Source organism: Porphyromonas sp. COT-108 OH2963 (assembly GCF_000768895.1).
Classification (GTDB): domain Bacteria; phylum Bacteroidota; class Bacteroidia; order Bacteroidales; family Porphyromonadaceae; genus Porphyromonas_A; species Porphyromonas_A canoris.
Map to the genome: position 1 here is coordinate 179,789 of NZ_JRAP01000012.1, position 21,210 is coordinate 200,998.

Genomic DNA, 21,210 nt, shown 5'->3' on the forward strand with positions numbered 1-21,210 from the left:
CTCATTTTACTGGCATAAAATCCAAATTGATACCCGTCCATTCACTCATTTGTTTGGTGGTAGGATAGGTTTTTGAAACAGCGATTTCGCCGTCCACTAAAGTAATAGGCAGTGCATCCGCCCCATGTTTTTGCAGATGCTCGTTTACTGTTTTATTACTTACATACACTTGCGGTTCGTCACGTAAATTGTGACGGGTAACGATGATACCCTGTTTCTTCAATGTTTCAATAACAACCGCAATACGCATTAATTCAGGGTCAATATTTGTTCCACAAAGACCCGTAGGGCAACACATTGCCGGGTCGAAAATTTCTATCTTTTTCATACTGTTTTTATTTAAAATGATACTCTATGTTTATTTATAGATAAAAGACTACTGCATAATAAATTCCTACCGCAATAAAGAGGATGGCAACTATTTTACGAAACCATTTCTCGAATATTTGCATCCGGTTATAAAACTTACCCAGTCCGGCAACACTGTACGCTAAAATCCATGCAACAAGGATTACGGGTAATCCCGTAGCAATAGCGTAAATTACAGGTAAGAGATACCCACCCGTTTCCGCTGCTGACAAAGGCATAAGCATACCGAAATAAAATACTCCACTGGTAGGACAAAAAGCAAGGGCGAATAAAATACCCAATAGCATAGCCCCCCAACCGCCTTTACTCCTCTTTTTCAAACTTTCACCGCCGATATTGATTTTCGGTAGATTGAGTTTTATTATATCGAGCATAAATATTCCAATGATGATTAACGCCGGAGCAATCAGCATTTCCCCGTACTTGCTTACGGCTTTTTGAATCATAAACATACTTGCTCCCTCACGGAGAATAGGGATAAGGATAAAGCCAAGAACCGTATAGCTTACTATTCTGCCGAAAGTATAAAGCAATCCGTTTATAAATATCCGGTGATGGTTTTCTATGTCCTTACTAATAAATCCTATTGCCGTTATGTTGGTCGCTAACGGACACGGGCTGACCGCCGTTAAAATCCCCAATATAAAAGCTGTAATAGCAGGAATAGAACTGTTGTCTAATAGCGATTGAAGAAAATCCATCTTACAACTGTTTTAACAATTCGTCAATCTTGCTTTTAATTCCCTCTTTAAACTTGTCCGGTGCATTTTTCGCATTGGAAAAACTAAACTCGGTCATGTTGTTTACATTCTCTTTGCCGTCTTTCCAGCCGTTTACAAACAAAGACGACCATGTAACTTCGTACTTGTCTGCAATCGCTTTATTTTCTTTCTTTGAAATATCTATCACTTTATAGATAATTTTACCGTCTGCTTTTTCTTTTGAATAAAGGCTATCCAAAAGGGCTACTGTATTTGTTTCTATCGCCCGGCAAGTGATACACCGTTGCGCTCCATGAAAATAAAGAACCTCTATGCGGTTAGACTGTATTTCTTCCGCTTGATTTTCTCCGGTCTTTTTCTTTGAACCGTTACCACAGGAAACTAAGACCAGCGTTGCAATCAGTAGATAAAATAATTTTCTCATAGTTCATTTTTATTTGGTTATCAACTCTTTCACTTCTGCAAGGGATAACTTTTTCCCGGCTGATACGACTTTCTCGTCAATCACCAAAGCCGGAAGCCCTAAAATGTTATACTCCATGATTTTCAATAAATCTTCCTCTTTGATAAGGGTTGCATCGCAACCTAATTCTGAAATAGCTTGTTTGGTCGTTTCGTACAAGGCTTTACAGCTTGAACACCCAGTTCCTAATACTTTAATTTCCATTGTCATTCTACTTTAAAGTTAATACAATAATCGTAGTTCGCAGAACTACGAACAATTATTCCCAAAAAAAGGTACTGCTATTCACAGCACGATGTACCTTTACATTTACAGTCCCCTAAAAAAGCTGCAAACAATTTTCGGGCAAGTTCCCAGTTCTCCCGGTTTATACAATACCGGACTTTGGGCGTTTCTATTTCCCCCTGAATTAAGCCAGCTTCTTTCAATTCTTTCAAATGCTGCGAAACGGTTGCTTTAGCAATAGGTAGTTCTTCGTGAATATCACCGAAGAAGCAACTATCTTGTTTTGCCAAGAAAGCAAGAATAGCCATCCGTGCCGGATGTCCCATTGCTTTGGCAAACCGAGCAATCTGTTCCTGCTCTGTTGTGTACTGTTTCTCTTTCACTCCAATTCTCCTTTCTTCTTTGTTGTTCGCAAAGGTACGAACAACAATTTGAACAGCCAAATACGAGCCAGCTTTTTTCCTGTTCCACAGTTAAGTCATCACACAGAATCTCGGATGAACCAAATAAAACTTCGGAAGAATGAAATCATAAGTCCGAAGAAATTCCCCATTACTCACTGGATAGTCAAAAATAGTCTCCTTGAATTTTCGAGTTCCTCTATAGAGACTTAGACGAGATTACTTTATGTAATGCTTCAACTCTGACTGCAAGAACCTAATTACTATCGGTTTCCCATTATTTCCATCTTTATCCTCGGGTGATAAGCGGAGAGTTGCTCCTATATATATTTGCTGTCTGAAAGGTATTATTCAAATCAAACAGAGTGATTTATGGAAGCAAATAGCAATGACAACTACGTATTGGTTTTGGAGGATCGTACGGAGGTTAAGAACGAGCAAGAGGCGGGGAAACTCACCATCGTTTCGGGGATCGATGATAAGGGCAAGCTCAAAACAACTGAGCCACTTGACGCTAATCAGGCTGCTTTTCTGAAGTTCAACAGCAAGGATGGACTGCTGAAGAACTTCATGACCAACTTTCTCAAGCAGTTCAATAACCCCTCCCATTTCGGGCTATACAAGGTGTTAGCAAACAATGTGGAGCAAGGCGTAGATAACCTGCGTACTCTGCTCCAAAACCGAGAGACTCCTGAAAGCAGACAGCAGTTGGCAGAGGTTGGTGTACCCTTTGAAGACTATCTACCACGGCAGAAGAAGAGTACAGCCATTGATGCAGAAAAGGTAGACTGGAAGATGCTCGACAATCTCGGACTCTCCCGTGATCGGTTAGAGCAGAGTGGTGAGCTAGAGAAGATGCTCAACTGGCAGAAGAGCAATCTCGTGACCATAGCTATCCCCATTGGAGATACAACTATCTACACAGAGGCTCGCCTTGCTTTCCGTACAGATAATGAGGGCAATATCGGGTTAGCCGTACACGCTATGCATAAAGAGCCACAGCTCGACTATCCCTATATGGGCTACAAGTTCTCACCCGAAGAGAAGGAACAACTACTCGCAACCGGCAATCTCGGCAAAACCATCGAAGTAACACCCAAGAGCGGTGAACCTTTTGCAGCCTACGTCTCCATCGACCCACAGACCAATGAGATTATCGCCTTGCGTGCCGACCGTGTAAGCATTCCTCGAGAGATCAAAGGCGTCACGCTCTCTGACCAACAATACAAAGATCTAGTGGAGGGCAAAGCAGTGAAAGTAGAAGGTATGACCGCTAAGAGTGGCAAGTCCTTCGATGCTACGCTTCAGGTCAATGCAGAGAAGAAAGGAATTGAGTTCATCTTCGGAGAGAACATGAGTCTCAAAGAGCGTCAGGAACAGCGACAAGATCGTCAACAAAGCAAGGCACCCCGCAAGCTTTGTGGTCTAGAACTGTCAGAGAAGCAACGAGAAGCCTTAGACAACGGTCGCACACTTTACCTCAAAAATATGATCGATAAAGAGGGGCAACCCTTCAATGCCTATGTCCGTATGGACAAAGAGCAAAATCGCCCACGCTTTTACAAATGGAACCCAGACAAGAAGCAAGGGACGGGAAAGGTCGAAGCCGTGGCGGAAGAGCACAAGACGCAAGTAGCCGTCAATAACCACGGCAAGACCAACGAAGCTACCAAGCAGGTGAAAGAGCCACTGAAATCCGGCCAAACACAGCCCTCGGCAGAGCAAAAAGAGAAGCAAGAGAGAAAGACACAACAGCGTCGTGGACGCAAGATGTAACCCAATAAGACAAGATTAACCAACCATGATAACATGTATTATTGCCGAGAAACCCTCGGTAGCTCGTGATATTGCCCGTATTGTAGGGGCAAATACGAAACAGGAGGGATACCTTGAAGGGAGTGGCTATCTCGTGACTTGGGCGATGGGGCATCTCATTACGCTGGCCATGCCCGAAGTTTATGGCTTCTCTACCTATAAAGCCGAAGACCTGCCCATTCGTCCCAATCCCTTCCGACTCATCGTTCGCCAAGTCCGCAAGGATAAAGAACTATGTGATGATCCTGCTGCTCTAAAACAACTGAAAGCCATTCGTCATTGCTTTGGTTTGGCAGAGCGCATCATCGTAGCAACCGATGCAGGAAGAGAGGGAGAGTTGATATTTCGCATGATTTATCAATACCTCGACTGCCACAAGCCATTCGATAGACTCTGGATTAGTTCACTTACAGATAAAGCAATCCGTGAGGGCTTAGCTCAGGTGAGAGCAGGGAGAGATTATGATAACCTTTACTATTCCGCTAAAGCTCGAAGTGAGGCTGATTGGCTTGTCGGTATCAATGCCAGTCGGGCCTTGTCGATCGCTCGTAAGGGAGGTTACTCTTTGGGACGTGTACAGACACCAACGCTTGCGATGGTATGCCGTCGTTACCTTGAAAACAAGAACTTCTCTTCTGTCCCTTATTGGAGAGTGAATGCCTTAGTGGAGAAGGAGAGGATCCTCCTCAAAGCCATTAGCACAAACAGCTTCGATAATGAGGTCTCGGCACAGACTGCTCTCAGTGCCCTCCGCAGTCAGGGCCGACTGACTGTATCATCACTCACAAGAAAGGTAGGAGCTACTCCACCACCTCTCTTGTATGATCTTACCACACTTCAGAAGGAGGCAAATCGAAAGTATGGCTTCTCGGCAGAGAAGACACTCTCAATAGCTCAATCTCTCTATGAGAAGAAAGTCGCAACCTACCCACGTACAGGCAGTCGTTACATCAGTGAAGATGTCTTCGAGGAAGTTCCTGCTATTCTCAGTATGCTTGGAGAGGGCTTGACAGCTCCTCTCAACCGTCATAGCGTAGATAATGGTAAGGTCACCGACCATCATGCCATTATCCCAACCGGAGAAAGGGCACTGGGGCTCAGTGCAAATGAAAACACCATCTATCAGATGATTTGTACGCGCTTTATCGAAGCCTTCTCTCCGAACTCAGAAGAGGAGCGTATGCAGGTCATCTTCATGGATGGCACCCATTCCTATATTTGGAAAGCATGTCATATTTTATCTTCCGGCTGGAAAGCCGTTGCCCAAGAGGGTAAAGAGAAGAACAAAGGAGAGGAGACAGAAAATGAAGAAGAGCAGTTGGCATCTCTTCCCAACCTCACAGAAGGAGAAACCCTGCAGGTCAGCTCTGTCGGAATCACAACACACAAAACGAAACCTAAGCCCCTCTATACTGAGGCGACTTTGCTCTCAGCTATGGAACATGCCGGCAAAGAGGTCGAAGAAGCAGAAAGCCGTCAAGCAATGGCAGAATGTGGTATCGGAACACCTGCCACACGAGCAAACATCATCGAGACTCTGATTTTGAGAGAGTACATCCGACGAAAGAAGAAAAGCATCGTACCCACAGAAAAAGGGCTTTCGGTCTATGAGATTGTCAAAGACGAGCGTATCGCTAATGCTGAGATGACAGGAGCGTGGGAAGTTGCTCTTTCTGCGATTGAAGCAGGTTCGGCATCTACCCAAGAGTTCGGACAGCGTATTGCAGCGTATACCGAGCAAATCTGTCAGGAGCTTTTGAAGCTATCGCTTCCCCAAAAGAGCTACCCGACCTATCGCTGTCCCAAGTGTGGTAACGAAAGTGTCGGTATCTATGCAAAGATTGCCAAGTGTCGACATGAGGGCTGTGGCTTCGTCATCTTCCGAGAAGTTTGTGGCACATTTCTTTCTGAGGATAATCTCAGAGACCTGATCAATACCAAACGAACACCCATTCTCAAAGGCTTAGTGAGCAAGGCCGGTAAGAAGTTCAATGCTCGACTCGTTCTCCAAGACGACAACAGTACAACCTTTGAGTTTGAGGGTAAGAAAAAGAAGGGATAAAAACATTTTTTTCTTTCACCGCAAAAAACGAACAGTCGATAGTGCAAGATACGCTCTTCACTATCGACTGTGTAACCTTATCTGATTTACAACCATGGCATACAATAAGAAAGTTGTTTTAGAGGCTAATACCGAAGCTATTCGTGTCGTACTCCGCTTAGAGAAAGAGCGTCGAGAGGCAACCGAGGCTGAAAAAACAATATTGAGGGGTTACCAAGGTTTTGGAGGACTCAAGTGTGTCCTCAACAGATGTGACCAAGCCGAGGACATCCGACACTGGTCCGGCTCAGAGCAAAACCTATTTGTCCCCACGCAACAACTCAAGCAACTCATTTATCGAGAAGCGATAGATGCCCATACCGCCAAACGCTATTGGGATAGTATAAAGGCGAGTGTACTCACCTCCTTCTACACGGACACACATATTGTCTCAGCTATTGCCGACTCCATTGCGACAACCGGGGTTACCATCAAGCGATGTTTGGATCCTTCCGCAGGCATGGGAGCTTTTGCCGAGACCTTTGCCAAGCAGGTAAGTCTTGTCGATACCATGGAGAAAGACCTCCTGACGGCTCGCATTTCACAAGCCCTTCACCCCTATGGTGAAGGGAATATCTTCGTGCAGAACCAACCCTTTGAAGCCATTGGAGAAGTGGAGGACAAGGATAAGTACGACCTTGTGACAAGTAACATCCCTTTTGGAGACTTTATGGTCTACGACCGTAGTTATACCAAGGGTAAGGATGTACTCAAGAGCGAATCTACCAGAGCCATTCATAATTATTTCTTCGTTAAAGGGCTGGATACGCTCAAGGAGGGTGGGCTACTTGCCTTCATCACTTCACAAGGTGTCCTCGATGCTCCCCGTAACGAGCCTATCCGTCGCTATCTGATGCAAAACAGTCGGCTTATCTCGGCTATTCGCCTACCCTCGGGTATGTTCAGTGAGAATGCCGGCACAGAAGTCGGAAGCGACCTCATTGTCCTGCAAAAGCAGTCGGGTAAAGATATTGGCGAAGGGATGGAGCAAGCCTTTATCAGCACTTTCCCGATACCCAAAGGTGATGGCTTCTCTATTGCCTTTAATCATAGCTCTCTTTTTGAGGGGGAGTGGCAGGAAGTGATGAAACACACCATCGCCACAAGTCGCACGATGGGTACAGACCCTTATGGTAAACCCACGTGGGTCTATGAGTTCGATGGTGGTATTGAGGAAATGGCTCAAAGTCTACGCTTTCAGCTCTCAGAGGATATAAGGACGCGTTTTGACAGAAAATTGTATGAGACAGGCATTGCTATGACAGAGGAAGAGCGACAAGCTGAAGCCGAAAAGAAGCTCCATCAATTGGGGGTAACAGCAGGCTTGTCTGAGTCCAAAGAGGAAAAAGGCAAAGGTGCAGAGGAGGATGACAAGATTAACGATGCCTACACGCTCCTGCCTAAGAGCATCGAGAAACAGCTACCTAAACTCTACAGCACTGAAGGGGAACTAATCGGAGATAAAGTCGCCTATGCCCGCTACTTCTTTCCGATGGGAGCTTACACAGCTTATTTGCTCGAATATGACCCCAAAGAGCGTATCGGCTTCGGTGCGGTAACCATGGGTTATGAATGGGAACTCGGTATTATGTCTCTCGATGAGATGGCGGAAGTCAATATACATGGCTTAGGCATAGAGCGAGATCTATACTTCAAACCTCAGAAACTTCACGAAATCGCGGAACTCGAGGAACTTGTTAGAGGACGATATACTAAGGAAGCTACTCCCGCGATGGAAAATGTATCAGAAGAGATTGGAGAAGAGACAGAGGTGGGAAAAACTGAGGTACAGAATACAGAAGAAAAGCAAACACCTACGGTCGGTCTTACGTCCCAAGAAGAACCTGCGCCCGAAGGAGTTCCTACTTTAACACTGCATCGTCAATACGAAAAGGAGGTACCCGAAATACGAACGGATGTGGAACCTCCCCGAGAGATGAACGGTCAAACGGTTTACTTCGATGATGATCACCATCCCACAATGGAGAGTCCTGATTGGTCTGAAACTTTTCTTTTTGCTCCGGAGGAGTACACCCTATGGACACAAGAGGTTGCACTGTTCAATGAGGGTATTAGAGAACCGATCTCTGCGTCCAAGCAGAAATCAGATACTACTTCCACGACAAAGATTGCTCATTCAACTACACAGCGTCGTCATAGAGCCAACAAAAAAAAGGAAGCAACAAGTGGCTATGAACGTAGTCTTTTCGACTTTGCAAATGAAAACGAGTCTTATTCGGCTCCATCTACTATCGAGAGTAAGAAAATCTTTGACGCTTCTCCTCGTCCTTTTCTCTCTGCTCCCGATTCACATTTGAGGAATGGTTCTATCGTATTGCAGAATGGTCAAGTGGGATTTATCTCCGATCTGAAAAGGCATCCGACTTTCAATCCGATGGATTTGCCTTATGCGCAGCTGTCAAGACTGAAAGCCTATATTGAGGTACGTGAGAGCTATCATCGCCTATACGACTACGAAGCAATCAATCACTCTGAAGAAAGAGAGGAGCGTAGCAAACTCAATCGACTATATGACAGCTATGTCGCTCGCTGGGGACATTTCAATCAGAAGAGCAATATCGATATCATCAAGATGGATGCCACAGGGGTGGAAATGCTCTTCCTCGAAAGGTCAGAAAATGGTCAATTTGTCAAAGCCGATATCTTTGACCATCCCACGGCATTCTCCACATCCGAACTCACCATTGCTGCAGACCCCTTGGAAGCACTCAGTGCTTCGCTCAATAAGTACGGAACGGTAGAACTTGACTATATGAGCTCTCTGCTTCCTGAGATGGAAGAGTCGGATATCCTCTCTGCCTTGGAAGGACGCATCTATTTCAATCCCGAGATAGATGGTTACGAGGTTGCCGACAAGTTCGTATCAGGCAATGTGATTGAGAAAGCCGATAGGCTTGCCTCTTGGTTGCTTGACCACCCCGACCATGAGGAAGGTAAGCAGAGCTTGGCAGCACTCATGGCAGCGCGCCCAACGCCAATTCCTTTTAGTGACCTTGATTTTAATTTTGGAGAGCGTTGGATTCCGAGTAGTGTATATGAGAAGTTTGCCTCTGAGTTCTTTGAAACGGACATTCGTATCAGTTACCATTCCAACATGGATGAGTACACGATTAGCTGTGATAGGAAGAATGCCTGTATCTGGCACAAGTATGCGGTGCAAGGGGAATTTCGTCGCTATGATGGTTTACATCTCCTCAAGCATGCCTTACATAATACCATCCCCGACATCAATAAGAACAAGGAGGTGGTAGATAAGACCACGGGGGAAACGAAAACCATCAAAGTCAGAGATGGTGAGAAAATACAGCAAGCCAATGCCAAGATTGAAGAGATCCGCCAAGGATTTGTTGATTGGCTGGGGAGAAGTCCTGAGAACTTTAAGGAGCAACTTGCTGATCGCTACAATGAACTCTTCAACTGCTTTGTCCGTCCAAACTTTGACGGCTCGCATCAATCTTTCCCTAACCTCGACCTCAAGAGGTTAGGGATTCCCGACCTGTATAAGAGCCAAAAGGATGCCGTCTGGATGCTCAAAACCAATGGAGGGGGTATCTGCGACCATGAAGTAGGAGCAGGCAAGACTCTCATTATGTGTACAGCAGCCTACGAGATGAAGCGATTGGGCTTAGTGAATAAGCCGATGATTATCGGCCTAAAGGCGAATGTCTTTGACATTGCCGATACCTTTCGCAAAGCTTACCCTAATGCCAAAATCCTCTATCCCGGTAAAGAGGACTTCACCAAGCAGAACCGCCAACGTATTTTCAACGACATCAAGAACAACGATTGGGATTGTATTATCCTTACCCACGAGCAGTTTGGAATGATCCCTCAAGCCCTCGAAATACAGCAGGCTATCTTGCAAAAGGAGATGGACTCGGTGGAAGAGAACCTCGAGGTGTTGCGCCAACAGGGTAGGGACATCTCTCGGGGTATGCTCAAGGGCTTGGAAAAACGGAAGCAGACCTTAGAGGTTAAGCTCCGAGATATCCAAGACAGCATAGCCGAACGCAAGGACGATGCCGTAGACTTTAAGATGATGGGCATTGATCACCTCTTTGTGGATGAGTCGCATCGATTTAAGAACTTGATGTTCAATACCCGTCATGACCGTGTATCAGGCTTGGGGAACCCCGATGGCTCACAACGGGCCCTCAATATGCTTTTTGCAATTCGTACCATTCAGGAGCGGTCGGGCAAGGACTTGGGGGCGACTTTCCTCTCCGGCACGACAATCTCCAATAGTTTGACCGAGCTTTATTTGCTCTTCAAATACCTGCGTCCGCAAGCCCTTGAGAAGCAAGGTATCAACAGCTTTGATGCTTGGGCAGCAGTCTTTGCCAAGAAAAGCACCGACTATGAGTTTTCAGTAACAAATGAAATCATTCAGAAGGAACGCTTCCGCACCTTCATTAAGGTACCGGAACTCGCCTCGTTCTATGCGGAAATATGAGAGTTGGGAGCAAGGAATAGCAGAGAAATGCTATCTATCTGATTAACAGATAAGATTGAGTATATCTGCACCACCTTGCACCGAGGATAAAAGGCGAAAAAGGGCGGTAAAAGGAGCGAGTTTAGTTACCAAATCGTTCCCCTTTTGAGGCTTTGGCAAGAAGAGGAAAAAAGTGGCAACTAAAACGATGCTTTCTCATTCGTTTTCAGCGTTTTGCGCAGCGACAACTATCTCTTAGAGGTCTAACTTTGTAAACAAAAACAACGATGAAAGAAAAGACATTGAAGTTGCTCTTCTACCTCAAGCGAAGTACGCAGAGCAAAGACGGCAAAAGCCCCATTATGGCTCGCCTAAGTGTGGGGCGAACAATGGTACAGTTTAGTTGCAAGACAAGTTGCTCGCCCAAGCTATGGGATAGCCGTAAGAATAGGCTTGTAGGCAAGAGTGCCGAAGCCGTGTCCGTGAATACTGAGCTCGACCGCTTGCAAGTTTCCGTCCATCGAGCCTTTGAGGGCTTACAGCGTAAGCAAGGCGAAGCGGTAACGGCAGAGGCGGTCAAAGCCCTTGTGTTTGGGCTAAACAGCGGTAGCCAAGGTTTACTCTATCATTTGGAGGAATACCTCGCACGCTTTCGTGAGCGTGTGGGCATAGACCGCAGTGAGCGAAGGTATAAGTGCCTTTTGCAATTCCGCAACCATCTCGAAGCCTTTATCAAACACCGCCATCGAATGGGCGATGTGCCTGCACCCAAAGCCGACAGAGCCTTTATAGAGGATTTCGAGGGTTATTTCTCTCGTGAGCTGGGATACAAACTCAATACCACGGCTGGCTACCTCTCTATGCTGGCATCGCTACTGAAAGACCTACACAAACGGCACATCATCGACTCTTACCCTTTCTTAGGCTATTCTATCCGTTGGGATGTTGGCTCGCCACGCTACATTACCAAGGAGGAACTCCTGCGTATCGTAGCCTTAGACGAAACGCAACTGGGCGATTATGAGCTGGTATCAAGGGATATGTTCGTCTTCTCTTGCTATACGGGCTTGTCTTACACGGATATTTACCACCTCACAGCAGAGCATCTTATCGAAGAAGGTGGTATGACTTGGATACGCAAACCACGAGTCAAGACTGGCAATATGTGCCACATACCACTCTTGCCCGAGGCATCTGCCCTCATTGAGCAATACAAAGGTATTCACAACCGAGCTTTTCGGCACGAACCGCCCAAGGGTTATCTTCTACCCATTCCTGGGGCAGATACCGTCAATATCCACCTCAAGAAGATTGCCAAGCTCTGCAAAATCTCTAAACGATTAACCTTCCATATGGCTCGCCACACTTTTGCCTCGCAGATGACCCTATCTGAAGGGGTATCTATCGAGAGTGTGTCGAAGATGTTAGGGCATAGTCAAATCAAGACTACACAAGTCTATGCCGAGACTTCTCCCGAGCGTGTGTTTAGAGATGTAGAGCGTATTCTTCCCGAAATAGCCCACTATCGTTTAACCAACTAAGCCTACCACAATGAAAAGTACATTCTCAGTTCTGTTTTATATAGACCGAAGCAAGACTAACGAGGAGGGGCTGTGTCTTATCCGCTGTCGTATCTCCTGCAATGGTAAAACCTCCTCATTCTCTACCAAGCAATATACTGCCCCCGAAGATTGGCAAGCCAAGAGGGGGCAAGTAAAAAGCTCCGCTCCCACAGCACAAGGCATCAATAACACACTGAATGCAACTGAGCAGGGATTGAATGCACTCTATGAGCGTATTCTCCGAGAGGAGCATTACATCACAGCCGAGTACCTCAAAGAGCAGCATCTGCGTCAGAACAAGCCCCAACAAACGCTCGTGGAGCTTTATAGCTCGCTACTCCAAGAGAAGGAGGCACAGAGCGGTAAGACGCTTAGCAAGGCTACGATTAGAGCCTTTGGGGATAGTTGCAAGAGCTTTGCTCGTTTCCTTGACAGCAAGGGAAAGAGGCGATGCTTACCCTACGAAGTGGATAAGGCTTTGATAGAGGACTATCGCCTCTATATGCTTCGTGATTTAGGTAATAAAGCAAGCAGTGTTGCTAATCGTCTTAGGCATTTGCATCAAGTTGTCCGTAGGGCTATTATGGAGGACTATATGCGAGAAGACCCATTTGAACTCATAGACATCGAAACACCCACCTACGAGCGAAATAGCCTTAGCGGAGACGACTTACAGAAACTATTGGCTTATCGTCCGCACCGCTCTATGGATAACCACCACCGACTGATATTCCTTTTGGGATGCTTCACTGGTTTGGCTTTCTCAGACATCAAGAAACTGCGTATGGAGGACATCTATACCCTTAGCGATGGACGCAGATACATCTCGCTCTACCGCACCAAGACGCAGAATTGTTGCATTGTACCACTCCTGCCTATTGCGGAGGAGATACTCGCCTTTGTAGGGCAAGGACGCACTGAGGGGCTATACTTTCGAGAGTTCCCAGTAAACTGCTATTTCAATCGTAAAATTCGTGAGCTGCTCGTTAAGGCTGGTTGCTCAACATCGACAGAAGTAAGTTCGCACGTCGCACGACATACCTTTGCCACGACCATTTGTTTGGAGAACGGCTTACCGATTGAGACAGTGAGTAAAATGTTAGGGCATCGCTTTATCTCCACTACGGAGCTATATGCCAAAGTCAGCAAGCAGAAAATCGCCAAGGAGATGCTCCCCTTAATGGGAAGCGAGCAGACACAGACGCTACGCAAAGCCTTGCGAGTTTGTCCACCAAGAAAGAAGTCAATATCCAACCAAGCCGAGCCGTCCACCGCCTAAGGGTCGTATTCATATCGGGCAAAGGTACAAGGGCGGTCTGTTTGCCTATCAAGGTCAAGTCCTGCGGAGGGAGGGAAGAATCTCTACCGCAGGACTTCTTGTATTATAGCGGTAGTATTCATTCCCTCCCACCTTGCTCGGCAAGACCGCCCTCGAGAGAAAAGCCCGAACGAACACGACAGACTCAGGCTCTTTGGACGCAAGCAAGGCTTAAAGCTATCTATCGCTCTGACTATCGGTTGAGAGGTAGCTCAAACAATCGTGCTGGCTATCGCTCAAACAGATTATAAAACTCTTGATAAATCGAACGTTCGATTTATCGATTTATCGATTTATCGACAAATCGACATCTCAAACTTATAATTCTCGCCCATAGGAACGAGCCAACACCTCATCTCATTACCGCAATACAAGCCTATTGGAGAGGCTTCGTTTCTTGTCATTTCCTTGACTTTCTGCCTTCATCTACAGCCCATTGAGGACTGCATTTCTCCGCCTAATTTTGCCCTCAAATAACAAAGCAGGCGAGAGCGATAGCCCTTGCTTGCACTAAATCAAGAACGCAACCTAAAACCAACCGAAGCAATGAGAATTATCATCGTAGAGGGCAAAGCGTGGGAGATGCTCCGTTCCTCCTTTGCCGACTTTATCCACCGAGTGGAGCAGTTCATTGGTAATCCGCCCCAAACAGAAGCGTGGCTCGACAACGAAGCCGTCTGCCGTAGACTGAGCATCAGCAAGCGAACCTTGCAGACGCTCAGAGATACAGGCAAAATCCCCTTCTCAATGATTGGGCATAAGTGCTACTACAAAGAGAGTGACATCACAGAAGCATTGAACTCAAAAACTGAATGAACCCATTATGGCAGAGAATGAAATGATTACAAGAGAAGACCCTCAGATACTGGTGTTTACTCAAATGATGGAGGGAGTATTAGCCAAATTGGAGCGTTATTGTGCCTCGGCTCGCCCAATGTTAGGCGGAGAGGTCTTCCTCACTGGCGAGGAAGTCTGCGAATTGCTTAAACTTAGCAGTCGAACACTCCAAGAGTACCGAAGCAATGGCGTCTTAGCTTTTTACAAGATAGGAGGCAAGATATTGTATAAGCAGAGCGACATCCAAGCGATGCTCGAAAGGCATTATAACCCCATTCTAACAGTCAGGAAGTAGGATTAGACCAACTCAGGTCAGAATAGACTTAGGTCAGTTGGTCAATTGGTCAGTTAGTCTATTTAGACCAAGTCCCAGAGTAACTCATACAACTACCTCTGAACTCAATTTTGAAACCATATAATGACCTCTGAACTGCGTTTTGGAATTACACAGCAAACTCTGAACTCAAGAACTAACAGACTTACTGAATGCTGAGCAATCAGCGACCCAAGCATACCCCAATCTTGATATTGGCAAGGTGTGTCTTTGTACCACAAATTAACATTTGTCGCACAAAGCCCCTTGACCCGAAAGGGGATTAAATCACTCCAAAGTCGTGATTAAAGAACAATGAAAGAAAAGAAAACGGACAAGCCAGACGGCAGATGTGCCACTTGTCCCAAATGGGACAGATGGCACATCAGATTACCCAATCCTAAAGACCAACAGAAGGTCATTAACCTTTACCAAAGGTCGGGTGCAAAATCAAAGAGTGACTTTGTTAGGGCAAGACTCCTCGGAGAGACATTCAAAGTGATAACAGAGGATAAGTCAGCGGAGAAATATCTGCGTGAACTCTCTAGTATAGTAACCCTAACTTATAAGATTGGCATTCTCTACAACGAAGCAACCAAAACGCTTAATAGCTACCATTCCATCGCCACTGCACAGCGGATGCTCCGCAAACTAGAAAAGTACTCCGCTCTCCTCATCAAACTCCAACTGCAAGCGATCAAACTGACTGAAGAGTATGCTGATAGATTTGGATGATATCTTTATTTTTTCTGCAAAGAAATGCTTTCATCAGCCGTTGATACAATTCTGTCGGCACTTTCTGATGTGTTCATCTTTCGGGTCCCTTTTAGCTTATCATTCCCAATAAATAAGGAGATAGAAAGAGTGACAGAAGGCTGGTGCCAATTCTTCTTGAAGTGCATCTCCATGGGTAGTCCTACGACTTGTCCTTCGGCTATATTGCTATTCAGAAGGTCTCGCCCTGAGAGGGAAAATTTCCAGTTGGCAATCCGTTTGCTCACGGTCAGATCAATCCACCATTGCGGTTTGGTAGTCTGGTATACTCCCATAAACAGAGGACTATAATAGGTTGCTTGTGCTAAGATGTTCCAATTCTTCGGGAGGCTTAGACTCTGACTGTGCATCAGATAATAAGCATTGAACGTTCTATCTATGTGGCTATCGTTGACCACCCCTCTGTCAAATTGTCGATGAAATGCAAAGTAGGTGGAAGCAAGCCAATTTATCCCTAGATCCTGATTGTTAATAATAGGAATAGGCAGTCCTGCAACGACTCTGATGTATTGACTCCTATCCAAATTATTGCGAGAGAGGTAGTAGTTACTTCCTTGCCGACTTATCATCTCGACAATAGGAAGGCGTTCGTCCGAATAGCTGAATTCAAGACTGGCAGCCCTCATAAAGGAGTAAGTGAGCGATAGGTTGTATCTAAAACTGTTCTTCAGATCGGGATTGCCTTTTCGCTTCAAGAAGCCCGAAGATCCTGAAGTATATGGTAGTAGGTCTCTAAACTGTGGGCGATTGTAATAGGACGATAAGACTAACGAGAGTAAATGATGCCGAGCGATGCTATAATCCACACTAAAGTAAGGTTGCCAATTCCACCAGCTCCATCTCTGTGCTTTGTCCTGAGAAAAGACTCCCGATAAGGCTCGAATGTCGTTATTAAGCTGTACCCCCATTCGTCCGTTTATGCTCTTATGCTGATAATAGAGTGTGGCATAGACGGAGTTTTGATGCTCTCTATATCTCAGATCCAGCTCTCCTTTTTGAGCTCTCTCATTAAGCAAAGTGTGACTACTGATAATGCCTGTCTGTATCTTGAAAGAAGGAGAGAATCGATAGAAGAAGTTTGATGTGGCACGATAAGATTGAGTTCTATTATCATGCTCAGAGGAAGCTGCCTCTTGGAGTGATTGATACAAGATATCACTCTTACTAAACAGCATATCCCCATTAACATCCCAAGCCCAATTGTCTCTGTTAAAGTGATGATATAGAGTCCCCGTTACGACATTCCTGTCAAGATTTACCTGTGACGTGTGATTGTTTCTCAGAGCCTCCGTAATCTTAGATAAGCCTATTCGACCACCTAATAGAGAACTCTTGGACAACTGAAGATCCGAGCCAGCTTCTATGCCATAAAGTCTACGAGGAGTGATCGTTGTGGTATCAACACCAAAAGTAGTCTCTAAGGTTTCCTTGCGATTGAGATTAGAGATCGAAGCAGAGAGATAGTTGCGAGAGATCCCTTTGTTTAGGTTAAATCTTCCTCTTAATGCTTCTGAGAAAAGATCTCCTCTCTGAGAAGTAATATCCGAGGAGACAAAGATATTGGACTCGTCTTGCCAAGATTTCTTTTTGGTTATGATATTGAGTACAATATCTAAGTTGTTTCCATATTCTGGTCCAGGATTACGTATTACCTCCACGCTCTCGACATCGCTCGTGTTAAAGGTGGTAAGATAGGAGAGAACTTCTTCTTTTGGGAGCAATAACACACGACCATTCAGAGCAATAGTCACATCATAAATGCCATAAGCGCTCAGTCCTGCCCCCTCTCTCTGATAGATGCCAGGTAGATGTTTGATACCATCCAATAGGTTGCTACCCTTCATACTTGGATTGGCATTTAGATTATACACAGGGTTTACCCCTTTATATGAGACGAAGGGACGATTTACCCTTACTACGACTTCCCCTAATTGAACAGCCCTCACAGAGATCTTAATAGTGCCTATGTCTATGGGCTGATCCTTTATGGTCAACAGATTGGACTTCGGGTTATACTCTTCTCCCAAATAAGAGATCGAATAGGAGTACCGAGATGGTGCTAAAAGTTGCTTGAAGCACCCATTTCTATCAGTAACCGCAGGGAATGTAGCAAGGCTATCAGCCACATTCCTAAAAAAGATGACAGCTCCGATCAGAGGATCTCCAGCCTTGTCGACAATGGAACCTCTTGTCTCAACTACAGACTGAGCAGATAGAGATACTATCGAAGAGAGAATGAATAGGAATACAATGAAACTTCTTTTCATATGATGATCTGATTATTAATTAAATTTCTTAGTATGCTATCTTGAATGTTTTCTATGCAAATCACATCTTTCTGTAATTCTTCTGTCGTATTAGAGTCTAATTCGATTACAGAGTAGTCGACATTGTCAATTAAATATGACTTGTTTTTATTATTCCAAAACAAATACCTGTTTTTGTTGAATTTGAATATTTTCACATTGTTGGATTTGGAATGATTCTTTGAAACAAAATTATACAGATACAGCCACGGCTCCCATTGTTCTGGATATTTCTTAAGTAAAGGATCTGCAATAGAATATATTTTTCGTGTTAGCAAATCTGCCTCAATACTCCGATCTGTATATCGCTCAGATGGCAATAGTTTAGGAAACACCTTAATTGAAGGATATTCTCCTTCATTTCTAAAAGTGATGATTGGCACAATGGGAGTATTGGTAATAAGAGCCAAATGGGCAACTCCAGAACGAGCAAGAATTTCCGATTCTAATATTCTAACAGATGTTAACTTTGTTTCTTCTGTAGCAATTCCAACTCCTGTATTCCCATCTATAAATACAAATAAACTCCTTCCATCTTTGAGATCTTTTGCCATGGATAATAATGAATGAGGAGAATTTGCATTTATAAGTTTCACTGGAGAATTTCCTGACGCAAGACTTGAATATTTACTAATTATTTCTTTCTGAGAATCAATTACTTTTTGCGATGCCAATAATGTAATAGGTTTCTTTAGAGTTAGCAAATACAATAGACTCAATCTGTATGAAGACAAATGAAAAGAACAATAAATTGCGGGGGTATGTAAGTGATCAAGGTTGTCTGATATTGTGCAATAGGTCAGTATGCTTACATCTGACTGTTCTTGCCATGCCAATTCTTGATTTATCAAAACAGAACGAAGAAAACTATCATACTGTTCTTCTTTTAATTCGGGATAGAAACGCTTTAGAGACGCAATTATCATAGCTCTCTGAAGGGTATTCTCTCCGTCCTTTAATCTTTTCTCGATAATTGAGTTAATCGATGCTACTTTCTTTGCGTAGTTGTAAGACATACTTTTTTATTGTATTAGTTGTTTGTATTACCGAAATTGATGAAAAATAAACTCCCACAAATAATAGTATTGTAGAGATAAGGAATATCCAAATACTATTATCAGAAGGAATAGAATTCTGCATTAGCATTGATATTAATGTCACTAAACGTCTAAAGGCAAATATGACAAAGGTGGAAACCATCGTAAAAACAAAAAGAAGGCTAATACAAGAATAGAGATATACAAGAATTGGGTATGAAAATTCTCTCTGATTACATTGTCGAAACTTAGCCCCAATCCACAATACTATTTCCGCTATAGCAAAGTAACTTTTATTTCTCAAGTTAGTTATGCCGAAAATGTCGCTAAAAATCCAATATCCATCAAATCGAAATAATGGATTCATATTATATATAATAACAATTAAATTGTCAAGTATTATAGCAAAAAGTATATGGTTTGGCATTGTATACAGAAAAGAAAACAGCAAAAGAATTGTCATTGATATTATTTGAAAATAAAATCCTGCAACATCAATCACAATTCGTTGGCGTCTTGTTGCCATCCATGATCTAGAGACATCAGTGAAAAATACTGGGAAATAAAGATAAAATCCAAAACCAATTTCTTTTGGGGAAACCTTGTAGCGTTCAGAAGCTACAGCATGCCCCATCTCATGTATAAATATGATTCCAATACTTATTACAATATAGAGAAGCACCAAAAACGGATTACTTTTTATTGTAGCGAATAATTCATGGCGATTTACGCAAAATAAATCCCTATGTCGCAATAATAAAAGAGAAAAAAATGTTGCCATCACAACAACAACAACCTTTGTGTCAAAAAGCGATGACAATCTTTTTAATAGAGTCGTACACCTCTTCTCTTCTAGCCGAACTAATGTTTTCTTGAATTTTATGTATGCACTTTTGTGGCAAATATGACTCTCCTCTATTGATTCCATCTTTTTTCTAACCAAATCTATATCAGAGTGTTCTAATCGTATATCGCTAAATTTTTTTGATACACTATGCAGAGTATCTTCGTTTGAAAGCCCCTTAATAATACAAATAATTAGATGTTTCGTAATATCATTAACCTGAAAATATCTTCCTTTGTATGATACATTCCAAACACCTTTTTTTTGCTGAGAAACACTAATTTCCCTTTCGTTTTTTGCAGATTCCATTTTACAAAAATCTATAAAGAAGTCTACAATCCTTCATTCTATAGTCAATCTCTGGAGAGGAGTAGTGTCCCTCCTCTCCAGGATTGCATAAACTTAGTTAGGGGTTTAGTAGATCTAACTTATCTTTTATAGTGCCAGTGATGGATTGCTCCCCGTACCACCTCCAGAATTGATCTCTGGCTTGACTTTGATGTCTGGCTTGACTTCGATTGTGCCGCCATTGCCGCCATTGCCGCCGTTACCACCACCATCACCACCATCACCGCCATCGCCACCAGAGCACTTCCTTTCGCAAGATCCCCCTGCAGCTTCCATTTCGAAACGGTCTTCTAGTTCTTCAAACTTGATTCTTTCAAAATCTGTTTTACTCATTTTGATTGATTATTTAAGTTATAACTCCTATTCTTCACTCAAGGATTTTTGTGCCTTTACAGTAAGGTCTGGACTGTTTTGATACCAAAGTAAGCCAACTTTGTTCGTGAGTTGATTTTTGCGATCGACAAGAAATTATCGATGCAAATCCGAAGGGCACGCCCTTCTTATTTGAGTTGTATCACACTTTATAATTATCAACAGCGCTTATTGATAGGTTTTACATTTGCAAAGTTCTATAACCTTGATTATCTTGACAATACCCATTCGGGTAATTCTGTGTTCTCGGCTTGATTTTCACCCATTCGGGTAATTCTCTTTGGGTTTCTCTGAACTGAATATCAAAAGCTAGATAAGCATACTTGAGCATAAACTCATCTAATCCTTCTTTGTAGATAGTGATAGGAATTGTGGTAGATCCGAGATAACTTATTCCCTTGGATAGGGGGGTCGCTTGAATATGCAAAGCCCCTAATGTACGCAATAGTTTTTGATCAATTTCAGCCAATAAGACACCTCTATTGTATCGAAATATTGGGCTAATAGCATATAGCATCAAGAGTTTGAAAAGCCTCCCGTTATCTGTATAATTTCGGTTGATTGCAAAACGACCTATATGCCACAAGTGCTTGTGATCATGGCGTAATTGCTCCAGATCTATGAGATGATCTCCAAAAAGTTTTACCAATGGTATGGTGTGCGGATTTTTATCCCAACAAGCTATACGAATGGCACCAATGATATCTCCTTGAGTATTTTTAGCTACGATAATGGAGGAATACTCATAGAATGCCTGTTCTTCTTGTAGTACATGATGATACTCTTCACTACTCTCACAAGATGAAAGCATTTTTCCTTCGTGGTGCATAAAGTTTTCTTCAACCACAAACTTCGCTAAAGATGCAATTCCTTTTTTATCGATTTGCCATAGCGAGATGTCGCCTTGATGCGTTATAAATCTATCCATATATTGATTATATATTATTTTG

At 43.7% G+C, this 21,210-nt stretch carries 18 protein-coding genes; 8 read left to right on the plus strand and 10 right to left on the minus strand.

Features of this window, described 5'->3' with window-relative positions:
• Nucleotide 1: 1 nt before the first annotated feature.
• The 5 genes from arsD to HQ39_RS07375 all read right to left on the minus strand — a co-directional run bounded on the left by arsD (nt 2) and on the right by HQ39_RS07375 (nt 2,162).
• Nucleotides 2–328, minus strand: a complete 327-nt coding sequence (gene arsD, locus HQ39_RS07355; protein WP_005655270.1) for an arsenite efflux transporter metallochaperone ArsD — start codon at nt 326–328, stop codon at nt 2–4.
• Between the two features lie 34 nt (nt 329–362).
• Nucleotides 363–1,070, minus strand: coding sequence for an aromatic aminobenezylarsenical efflux permease ArsG family transporter (locus HQ39_RS07360; RefSeq protein ID WP_036865045.1), 708 nt, complete (start codon nt 1,068–1,070; stop codon nt 363–365).
• Nucleotide 1,071: 1 nt separating this feature from the next.
• Entirely contained in the window at nt 1,072–1,515 is a 444-nt protein-coding gene (locus HQ39_RS07365; protein WP_036865048.1) for a nitrophenyl compound nitroreductase subunit ArsF family protein, read from the minus strand.
• A gap of 9 nt (nt 1,516–1,524) precedes the next feature.
• Nucleotides 1,525–1,758 carry a thioredoxin family protein gene (locus HQ39_RS07370; RefSeq protein ID WP_005800948.1) on the minus strand — a complete coding sequence of 78 codons (234 nt, stop codon included), beginning with the start codon at nt 1,756–1,758 and terminating at the stop codon, nt 1,525–1,527.
• Nucleotides 1,759–1,835: 77 nt separating this feature from the next.
• Nucleotides 1,836–2,162, minus strand: coding sequence for an ArsR/SmtB family transcription factor (locus HQ39_RS07375; protein WP_005800946.1), 327 nt, complete (start codon nt 2,160–2,162; stop codon nt 1,836–1,838).
• A gap of 390 nt (nt 2,163–2,552) precedes the next feature.
• Here HQ39_RS07375 and HQ39_RS07380 point away from each other — a divergent pair, with 390 nt between their 5' ends.
• The 8 genes from HQ39_RS07380 to HQ39_RS07415 all read left to right on the plus strand — a co-directional run bounded on the left by HQ39_RS07380 (nt 2,553) and on the right by HQ39_RS07415 (nt 15,314).
• On the plus strand, nt 2,553–3,956 hold the full coding sequence (locus HQ39_RS07380; RefSeq protein WP_036865051.1) for a DUF4099 domain-containing protein: 1,404 nt from the start codon (nt 2,553–2,555) through the stop codon (nt 3,954–3,956).
• 25 nt (nt 3,957–3,981) lie between these two features.
• Nucleotides 3,982–6,057, plus strand: a complete 2,076-nt coding sequence (gene topB, locus HQ39_RS07385; RefSeq protein WP_036865053.1) for a type IA DNA topoisomerase — start codon at nt 3,982–3,984, stop codon at nt 6,055–6,057.
• Nucleotides 6,058–6,151: 94 nt separating this feature from the next.
• Nucleotides 6,152–10,570: an Eco57I restriction-modification methylase domain-containing protein gene (locus HQ39_RS07390; protein ID WP_036865054.1), complete on the plus strand. Its 4,419-nt coding sequence runs from the start codon at nt 6,152–6,154 to the stop codon at nt 10,568–10,570.
• A gap of 266 nt (nt 10,571–10,836) precedes the next feature.
• Nucleotides 10,837–12,090: a site-specific integrase gene (locus HQ39_RS07395; protein ID WP_025837298.1), complete on the plus strand. Its 1,254-nt coding sequence runs from the start codon at nt 10,837–10,839 to the stop codon at nt 12,088–12,090.
• A 10-nt stretch (nt 12,091–12,100) separates the two neighbouring features.
• Nucleotides 12,101–13,390: a site-specific integrase gene (locus HQ39_RS07400; protein WP_036865059.1), complete on the plus strand. Its 1,290-nt coding sequence runs from the start codon at nt 12,101–12,103 to the stop codon at nt 13,388–13,390.
• Between the two features lie 585 nt (nt 13,391–13,975).
• Nucleotides 13,976–14,245, plus strand: coding sequence for a helix-turn-helix domain-containing protein (locus HQ39_RS07405; RefSeq protein WP_025837294.1), 270 nt, complete (start codon nt 13,976–13,978; stop codon nt 14,243–14,245).
• Nucleotides 14,246–14,252: 7 nt separating this feature from the next.
• The gene (locus tag HQ39_RS07410; protein WP_025837292.1) at nt 14,253–14,561 is read left to right on the plus strand and encodes a helix-turn-helix domain-containing protein; all 309 of its coding nucleotides are present in this window, start codon (nt 14,253–14,255) and stop codon (nt 14,559–14,561) included.
• A 333-nt stretch (nt 14,562–14,894) separates the two neighbouring features.
• On the plus strand, nt 14,895–15,314 hold the full coding sequence (locus tag HQ39_RS07415; protein WP_036852788.1) for a hypothetical protein: 420 nt from the start codon (nt 14,895–14,897) through the stop codon (nt 15,312–15,314).
• Between the two features lie 5 nt (nt 15,315–15,319).
• On the opposite strand, the gene HQ39_RS07420 is transcribed toward HQ39_RS07415, so the two are convergent.
• From HQ39_RS07420 to HQ39_RS07440, 5 genes are all read right to left on the minus strand, one after another.
• Nucleotides 15,320–17,620 carry an outer membrane beta-barrel protein gene (locus HQ39_RS07420; RefSeq protein ID WP_025837287.1) on the minus strand — a complete coding sequence of 767 codons (2,301 nt, stop codon included), beginning with the start codon at nt 17,618–17,620 and terminating at the stop codon, nt 15,320–15,322.
• Nucleotides 17,617–18,675: a hypothetical protein gene (locus HQ39_RS07425; protein ID WP_025837285.1), complete on the minus strand. Its 1,059-nt coding sequence runs from the start codon at nt 18,673–18,675 to the stop codon at nt 17,617–17,619. Before HQ39_RS07425 ends, HQ39_RS07420 begins: the two co-directional genes overlap by 4 nt.
• The gene (locus tag HQ39_RS09280) at nt 18,638–19,849 is read right to left on the minus strand and encodes a M50 family metallopeptidase (protein WP_025837283.1); all 1,212 of its coding nucleotides are present in this window, start codon (nt 19,847–19,849) and stop codon (nt 18,638–18,640) included. The genes HQ39_RS07425 and HQ39_RS09280 overlap by 38 nt, the downstream gene beginning before the upstream one ends.
• Nucleotides 19,850–19,975: 126 nt before the next feature.
• The gene (locus HQ39_RS09550) at nt 19,976–20,221 is read right to left on the minus strand and encodes a hypothetical protein (RefSeq protein ID WP_025837280.1); all 246 of its coding nucleotides are present in this window, start codon (nt 20,219–20,221) and stop codon (nt 19,976–19,978) included.
• Nucleotides 20,222–20,441: 220 nt separating this feature from the next.
• The gene (locus HQ39_RS07440) at nt 20,442–21,188 is read right to left on the minus strand and encodes an N-acyl amino acid synthase FeeM domain-containing protein (protein ID WP_036865060.1); all 747 of its coding nucleotides are present in this window, start codon (nt 21,186–21,188) and stop codon (nt 20,442–20,444) included.
• Nucleotides 21,189–21,210: the final 22 nt, after the last annotated feature.